The following is an 8,470-nucleotide window of genomic DNA, read 5'->3' as shown; positions in this document are numbered from 1 at the left end:
GGAGCATGGGAACGAGGAATTGACTCCGACCCCAGCGTTCTGCAACCCCCGCCCTTGCCACCTCCGGCCGACTCCTGTCTAATCTGACGTTCAATCTCCCACAATAAGAACGCCGTGCCTTTTTAACCATGCCTCGAACCGCTTCACGCTGGAAACTGGTCTCCATACTGGGTGTGATCCTGGTGGCAGGATTCGTGGTGGTGAATATCGCCAACTACCTGGTCTCCAGCAACTCCATCCGCTCGGCGCTGATCAACAATGAACTGCCGCTGACCAGCAACAATATCTACTCGGAAATCCAGACCAGCCTGCTGAGACCGATCTACATCTCCTCGCTGATGGCCAACGACACCTTCCTCAAGGACTGGGTGATAGAGGGCGAAAAGGATCTGGACAAGATCACCCGCTACCTGACCGAGATACAGCAAAAATACCAGGTTGCCTCCACCTTCCTGGTTTCGACCAAGACCCGGCACTACTACCACACCAAGGGGATTCTGAAGACGGTTTCCCCCAACGTGCCGAAGGACAGCTGGTTCTTCAGCATGGAGTCCCATCCGGGCAATTACCGGGTGGACGTGGATGCCAACGAAGCCAACCGCAATCACCTGACCATCTTCGTCAACCACAAACTGCATGACTTCGAGGGCAATTTTATCGGCGTGACCGGGCTGGGCCTGGACGTGGTGAACGTGGCCGAGATGATCAACCGGTATACCGAGAGCTATCAACGCGACATCTATTTTGTCGACCGCAAGGGGTTCATCAAAAGCCATCACGATGAGTCGATGATCGACACCGTCAATATCCTGAAGACGCCGGGTATCGCCTCCGTGGCGCAGGAACTGTTGGACGGAGAGGACGGTTTCCTGATCTACGAGCGGGCGAACGACACGATCCTGCTCTCCTACCGCTATATCCCGGAACTGGACTGGTTTCTGCTGGTGGAGCAGCCGGAGGACGTGGCCCTGGAACCGTTACGCCGTGCCCTCTACTTCAACCTGCTGTTCAGCGCGATCATCACCCTGGTGGTGCTGCTGATCAGCGGCTTCACCGTGCACCGTTTCCAGGGGCGTTTGGAGACCATGGCCCGTACCGACAAGCTCACCGGCCTGTTCAACCGCCAGTACTTCGACGTCCTGTTCGCCCACGTACTGAACAATGTCGGCCGCCACACCACCCGCCTCTCCCTGGCGCTGTTCGATGTGGACAACCTGAAGTTGGTGAACGACCGGGACGGCCACCTTGCCGGCGATCAGTTCCTGCGTTCGGTCTCCCTTTTGGCGCGTGAGCATATCCGCAAGAACGACGTCATTGCCCGCTGGGGAGGCGATGAATTCGTCATCCTGCTGCAGGAGTGCGATAGGGAAAGCGCCCTGCGCCTGATGAACAAGTTACGCCAGATCGTAGAGTCCACCCTGAACCAGGAGGAGAGCGAATTCCGGCTGTCAATCAGTGTCGGCGTGGCGGAATTCGAGGTCAACGACACCTGTGAAACCCTGCTCACCCGGGCCGATGCCCAGTTGTATGAAGCCAAGCGAATGGGCCGTAACCGGGTCGAGGGTTGACCGCGGCGGGCTCCGTGCTTGCCTGGGTTGGTGCAACCGGAGGTTTCGGGCAACCACGGGGGGTTGCCCCTACGGGGACGTTGAACACCGTACGGGCGACCCGATCGTAGGGGAAGGCCCCCGTGCCTGCCCGGGTCGGACTGCATCCTACACGCTGATGTTGGGGTTCGTTCCTCACCCCAACCTACGGCCTGGCCATCAAGTCCACCTGTGCATTCCAGCTTGGTAGGGTGGGCACGCTTTTTGTGCCCACGCCACTGGCGGCAGGTTCACGGTGAACCATCTGCGTCCATTCGTGTGAATCCGTGGTTCGGTCATGGCGATCGAGCAGATCCCGCGCGACCTCAGGCGACTGCGGGACGCCTGATGTCTACACTCTCTCTATATCTCTCGGCAGCACTGACGAAAACAGAAAATCCGGCAGTAAAGATGATTCCGGCCAATTCACTTGTTGACCACCCGTGATTTTTTAATTAGTGTTCGCTACAGAGTTACGTTTACGTAAACGTAATTCTCTTTTCAGATTATTTTCGTTACCGCGAATATATTTACAATCAATCGCGGTGACCGGCGACCAGCATAGCCATTCGCATGAGGGGGAGAGAGCTCCATGGCACTGAAAGACATACTTGTTCATATCGACAATACGCCGTACTGCGATAAGCGGGTCAAAATTGCCATCCAGCTCGCCAGGCAAAACGAGGCGGGGCTGACCGCGCTGTTTGCCCAGGTCGATCCCACCCTGAAGGGCTTTGAGCCGAACATGGCCAAGCGCCATCAAAACCACGAGGCGCTGAGTGAGCAGCTCCAGGGCAAATATGCCAAGCTGGCCGAGAAGGCCAATGTCGTGCTGACCTGGCTGACGGCGAAGCTGCCGAGCAACCTGGATCAGCTGATCAATCAGGTGATCCAGCAAGCCCAGCAGGCCGACATGATCATCGTTGGCCAGTATGATGAAAAGAACGCCGGAGGCACTGTGCCGGGAGATATGCCCGAGCATCTGGTGCTGGAGACCGGGCGTCCGGTGCTGATCATCCCCTACGCCGGAGATTTCAAGACCGTGGGTAAGAAGGTGGTCGTTGCCTGGACTACCGGGCGTGAATCCGTGCGCGCGCTCAATGATGCTATCCCATTGATGCGGGAGGCAAAAAAGGTCAAGGTCGTGGCCATCAATCCAAATAAAAAAACCAAGCAACCGTCCAGTGTCTCTGTGGAACAGGCGGCTGCCCACCTGGCCCGCCACGGCATCAAGGTGGAGAGCGATCAGTTCACCACCCGGGGCGTGGATGAGGGCAATCTGATCCTCAACTGCCTCTCCGACGAACGTGCCGACCTCCTGGTGATGGGCGCCTACGGTCATCACCGTTTTCGGGAGCTGATCCTGGGCGGCGTCACCCAGAAGATATTCGACCACATGACCACACCGGTACTGATGTCGCACTAAACTGATGCCTAGGCTTGGCAATGACAGCTGAAGGTTTGGCACCTGCCCGGCTCCCGTAGGGTGGTTTAGGCGCGCCCCGCACAGGGGGCGGCCGTTTGCATTGCACCGTATGCGCGCCGTAACCCACCCTACGATTACGGGCAATGCGGCCAGCCGCGGCGATAAAAAACAGCGGAACCGTATTGACCATTCAAAAGTTTTTATTTAGGGTGGGATAAAGTTTACGTTTACGTAAACGGAAAATAATTATAAATTGACGTCCACGTAAACTGTGTTAAATAAAAATAACGAATTACAGCAAGATCCGATGCCCATTTAACGCCCGAGTTGGGCGTTGCAGATAACAAATCTACCGGCGCGAGAGTCGCCGGACTATTGACCGTGAGAGGAGTTGAGGGAATGTTATTACCCCCAAACCAAACGGAAGGGCAACAGAGCGTAGCGCTCGATACCTTTCCGAAGCTGCTGCTGAACCACGCCCGGGTTCGCGGCAACAAGGTGGCAATGCGTGAAAAGGATCTCGGCATCTGGCAGTCATGGAGCTGGTCGCAAGTGGCCGAGGAAGTCCGGGCGCTGGCCTGCGGACTGGCCGCCCTGGGTTTCCAGCCCGGCGACAAACTGGCGATCGTCGGCGACAACCGCCCCCGCCTCTACTGGTCGATGGCGGCGGCCCAGTGCCTGGGCGGCATCCCGATTCCGCTGTACCAGGATGCGGTTGCCGAGGAGATGGTCTTCGTGCTGGACAACGCCGATGTCCGTTTTGCCGTGGTCGAGGACCAGGAGCAGGTGGACAAGCTGCTGGAGGCCCGGGAGCAGTCGCCGAAGATCGAGCATATCCTGTTTGACGACCCGCGCGGCCTGCGCCACTACGAATACCCCTTCCTCACCAGCATCGACAAGGCCCAGGAGCTGGGACGCGCCTATGACCTGGAGCACCCCGGCTTCTTTGAGAAGATGGCCGGTTCCACCAGCGGCAGCGACATCTGCATCATGCTCTACACCTCCGGCACCACCGGCAATCCCAAGGGCGTGGTGCTGACCAACGACAATGTCATCATCACCGCGCGCAACGGCATCATCCGCGAGGGGTTGACCGAGAATGAAGAGGTACTGGCCTACCTGCCGATGGCCTGGGTGGGTGACAACCTGTTCTCCTACGCCCAGTCCTACGTGGCCGGCTTCACCATCAACTGCCCCGAAAGCGGCGCCACGGTGATGACCGACCTGCGCGAGATCGGCCCCACCTACTATTTCGCCCCGCCACGCGTCTACGAGAACATGCTGACCCAGGTGATGATCCGCATGGAGGACGCCAGCAAGATCAAACAGCGCCTGTTCCACTATTTCATGGAGCATGCGAAGGGCACCGGCACCCGCATCCTGGACGGCAAGCCGGTCAGCTTCATGGACCGGCTGCTCTACAAGCTGGGCAACTTCTTCGTCTACGGCCCGTTGCGCGACGTGCTCGGGCTGGGCCGAATCAAGCTGGCCTACACCGCCGGCGAGGCGATCGGCCCGGAAATCTTCGACTTCTATCGCTCACTGGGCATCAACATCAAGCAGCTCTACGGCCAGACCGAGGGCATGGTGTTCATCTGCGTACAGCCGGATGGCGAGGTCTACGCCGATACGGTCGGTACCCCGGCCATCGATGTGGAGATCCGAATCGATGACAGCGGCGAGGTGCTCTACCGCAGCCCCGGGGTATTCCACTCCTATTACAAGAATCCCGAGTCGACCGCCAAGACCAAGACCGAGGATGGCTGGGTCTACACCGGCGACGCCGGCTACTTCGCCGAGAACGGCCACCTGAAGATCATCGACCGCGCCAAGGATGTCGGCAAGCTCAACGACGGCACCCTGTTCGCGCCCAAGTATATCGAGAACAAACTGAAGTTCTTCTCCTTCATCAAGGAGGTGGTGGCCTTCGGCAATGCGCGTGACTACGCGGCGGTATTCATCAATATCGACCTGGAGGCGGTGGGCAACTGGGCCGAGCGGCGCAACCTCGCCTACTCCGGTTATACCGACCTGGCCAATCAGGATGTGATCTACGACATGATCCAGGAGTGCGTGGAACAGGTGAACAGGGATCTCTCCAAGGACCCGCTGCTGGCCGATTCCCAGATAAAACGTTTCCTCATCCTGCACAAGGAGCTGGACCCCGATGACGGTGAGCTGACCCGTACCCGCAAGGTACGCCGCAACTTCATCGCCGAGCGTTATGGCCCCCTGATGGACGCCCTCTACTCGGATGTTGACGTAAAGCATGTGGAGACCCAGGTGAAGTTCGAGGATGGGCGCAGCGGCATTCTGACCGCCGACGTCAAGGTCCGCGACACCAAAACCTTCACCCCCGTCAAAGCGGTCAGCTGAGGATCAGGAGTCAATTATGTATGAACGCAAGTTTGGGGAAGTGATCCTCGACCTCAAGGGCATCTCGCTCTCGTTCGGCGCCATGCGGGTACTGAACAACATCAGTTTCAATGTCCGCAAGGGCGAGATCCGCTCCATCATCGGGCCCAACGGCGCCGGCAAGAGCTCGATGCTCAACGTGATCAACGGTGTCTATCATCCGCAGGAGGGTGAAATCACCTTCCGGGGCGAGGTACGCAAGGAGATGAAGGTACATGAGGCGGCGGGGTTCGGCATCGCCCGCACCTTCCAGAACATCGCCCTGTTCAAGGGCATGAGCACCCTGGACAACATTATGACCGGGCGCAACCTGAAGATGAAGTCCAATATGTTTTGGCAGGCCATTTACTGGGGCAAGGCGCAAAAGGAAGAGATCGAACATCGCAAGAAGGTGGAAGAGATCATCGACTTCCTGGAGATTCAGGCGATCCGCAAGACCCCGGTCGGCCGCCTCCCCTACGGCATGCAGAAGCGGGTGGAACTGGGCCGGGCGCTGGCGGCCGAACCCGAGATCCTGCTGCTGGACGAACCGATGGCCGGCATGAACGTGGAAGAGAAGGAGGATATGTCGCGCTTTGTGCTCGACATCAATGACGAGTTCGGTACCACCATCGTATTGATCGAACATGATATGGGTGTGGTGATGGATATCTCCGATCGCGTGGTGGTGCTCGACTATGGCCGCCAACTTGCCGATGGCACACCCGATGTGGTGCGCAACAACCAGGACGTGATCGATGCCTATCTTGGCGTTCCACACTAAGGCGATTTCTGTCAATGAACATCCCAACTTGCTGGTCTTTTCGTCCCCCTGCGGCGTTGCCCCAGGCATCACATAGTCCGACTATGCTTCGCCTGGGGCGCCTTGCAGGGAAACAAAAATCCTACGCAATCCGGAATATTCATTTCCGGCAATCGCCTAATTCTGGAGAGAAATAATGCGCCTCGAACGTGATGTCTTCTACATCATCCTTGCTTCACTCCTGCTGATGGTGGCCATCCCCTGGACGGCCGGCTTGCTGTCGGAGGAAATCTTCTTTGAGTGGCCCTTCTTCTTCGAAGTGGCCATCGGCGGTCTGTTGTCCGGTGTCATGTATTCACTGGTTGCGCTGGGCTTCGTACTGATTTTCAAGGCCTCCGGCGTGTTCAACTTCGCCCAGGGCGCCATGGTGCTGTTCGCCGCCCTGACCCTGGTCGGCCTGAACGAGATGGGGCTGCCGATGTGGCTGGCCATCATCGCCACCCTTATCGTGATGCTGGTGCTGGCCATGGCCATCGAGCGGGTTGTGCTGCGTTCCCTGGTCAATCAGGAACACATCATCCTGTTCATGGCCACCATCGGCATCGCCTACTTCCTCGACGGCTTCGGCCAGACCATCTGGGGCTCCGAGGTGAAAATCCTGGATCTCGGCTTTTCCCAGAACCCGGACTTCTACTTCGGCGGCCTGATTCTGATTAATGATTTCGATCTGATCGCCGCCGTCATCGCCGGCATACTGGTGATAGTGCTGGCCCTGTTCTTTCAGTACACCCGCATCGGCCGCGCCCTGCGTGCCGTTGCCGATGATCACCAGGCGGCCCTCAGCGTCGGCATCCCGCTGAAACATATCTGGGTCATCGTCTGGGCCGTGGCAGGCATTGTGGCGCTGGTCGCCGGCATCATGTGGGGCAGCAAACTGGGGGTGCAGTTCTCCCTGGCACTGATCGCCCTGAAGGCCCTGCCGGTGCTGATCCTGGGCGGATTCACCTCGATTCCGGGTGCCATTATCGGCGGCCTGCTGATCGGCGCGGGCGAGAAGCTGGCGGAGGTATTCATCGCGCCGATGATAGGCGGCGGCATCGAGGACTGGTTCGCCTACATGCTGGCGCTGGCCTTCCTGGTATTCCGTCCACAGGGGCTGTTCGGCGAAAAGATCATCGAGAGGGTGTAACGCATGTTTTACCGTGAAGCTGGAGAGTTCAAGGCATCCTACAAGGCGGATCAGGCGATCCTGCCCATCCGTCAGGATCGCTGGTTCATATGGGCCATATTGGCCGTCGCCTTCCTGGTGATCCCCGCCGTTTCGAGCGATTACTGGCTGGGCACCATCATGTTGCCGTTCCTGATCCTGGCGCTGGCCGCGATCGGCCTCAACGTGCTGACCGGCTACGCCGGACAGCTGAGCCTCGGTACCGGCGGCTTCATGGCCACCGGCGCCTTTGCCGCTTACAAACTGGCTACCATGTTCCCGGGCATGCACATCCTGTTGGTGCTGCTGTTCTCCGGCACCATCACCGCCGGCGTCGGCATCCTGTTCGGTATCCCGTCGCTGCGCATCAAGGGCTTCTATCTGGCGGTGGCCACCCTGGCGTCCCAGTTCTTCCTGATCTGGATGTTCAACAAGTTCGGCTGGTTCACCAACTACAGCTCCTCCGGCGTGATCAGCGCGCCGCCCATGACCGCCATCGGCGACGTGCTGGTGACCGGGGCGCATGCCACCGTGACGGCCAAGTACCTGTTTGCCCTGAGCATCGTCACCCTGCTCGCCCTGATCACCAAGAATCTGGTGCGTTCCAACATCGGTCGCGAGTGGATGGCGGTGCGCGACATGGATATCGCCGCGGAGATCATCGGCATCAAGATGTTGCCCACCAAGCTGAAGGCTTTCGCCTATAGTTCCTTCCTGTGCGGGATTGCCGGCGCGCTCTGGGCCTTTGTACATACCGGATCGGTGGAGCCGCTGGCGTTCGATGTGAACCGCTCGTTCCAGATCCTGTTTATGATCATCATTGGCGGTCTCGGCTCCATCATGGGCGCCTTTCTGGGTTCGGCCTTTATCGTGCTGTTGCCGATCTTCCTCTCCAATGCACCCCACTGGTTCGGACTCGATATCCCGGTGGATCTCATTTCACACATCGAAGCGATGGTATTCGGTGCGTTGATTATCTTTTTCCTGATTGTCGAGCCGCATGGTCTCGCCCGGCTCTGGCAGATTACCAAGGAAAAACTGCGGCTCTGGCCGTTCCCTTACTGATAAAGGGTCTTTAGACATGCAAGTTCAAC

6 protein-coding genes are annotated in these 8,470 nt (G+C 58.5%); all 6 read left to right on the top strand.

Annotation, left to right across the window (positions count from 1 at the left end):
* Positions 1-128 precede the first annotated feature (128 nt).
* Complete coding sequence (locus NPX02_RS15685; protein WP_260294718.1) at positions 129-1,568, top strand: sensor domain-containing diguanylate cyclase; 1,440 nt, start codon at positions 129-131, stop codon at positions 1,566-1,568.
* A 610-nt stretch (positions 1,569-2,178) separates the two neighbouring features.
* Positions 2,179-3,012, top strand: a complete 834-nt coding sequence (locus NPX02_RS15680) for a universal stress protein (RefSeq protein WP_260294717.1) — start codon at positions 2,179-2,181, stop codon at positions 3,010-3,012.
* Positions 3,013-3,411: 399 nt separating this feature from the next.
* Complete coding sequence (locus NPX02_RS15675; protein ID WP_260294716.1) at positions 3,412-5,388, top strand: AMP-binding protein; 1,977 nt, start codon at positions 3,412-3,414, stop codon at positions 5,386-5,388.
* 16 nt (positions 5,389-5,404) lie between these two features.
* A complete protein-coding gene (locus tag NPX02_RS15670) occupies positions 5,405-6,190 on the top strand; it encodes an ABC transporter ATP-binding protein (RefSeq protein ID WP_260294715.1) in 786 nt (261 codons plus the stop codon).
* Between the two features lie 175 nt (positions 6,191-6,365).
* Positions 6,366-7,358 carry a branched-chain amino acid ABC transporter permease gene (locus NPX02_RS15665; RefSeq protein WP_335342589.1) on the top strand — a complete coding sequence of 331 codons (993 nt, stop codon included), beginning with the start codon at positions 6,366-6,368 and terminating at the stop codon, positions 7,356-7,358.
* Between the two features lie 3 nt (positions 7,359-7,361).
* On the top strand, positions 7,362-8,441 hold the full coding sequence (locus NPX02_RS15660) for a branched-chain amino acid ABC transporter permease (RefSeq protein ID WP_260294714.1): 1,080 nt from the start codon (positions 7,362-7,364) through the stop codon (positions 8,439-8,441).
* Positions 8,442-8,470 lie beyond the last annotated feature (29 nt).

Source organism: Sedimenticola hydrogenitrophicus (assembly GCF_025175675.1).
GTDB classification, from domain to species: domain Bacteria; phylum Pseudomonadota; class Gammaproteobacteria; order Chromatiales; family Chromatiaceae; genus Sedimenticola; species Sedimenticola hydrogenitrophicus.
Note: the sequence above shows the minus strand (reverse complement) of the source record. Positions and strands in the feature narration are given on the sequence as shown.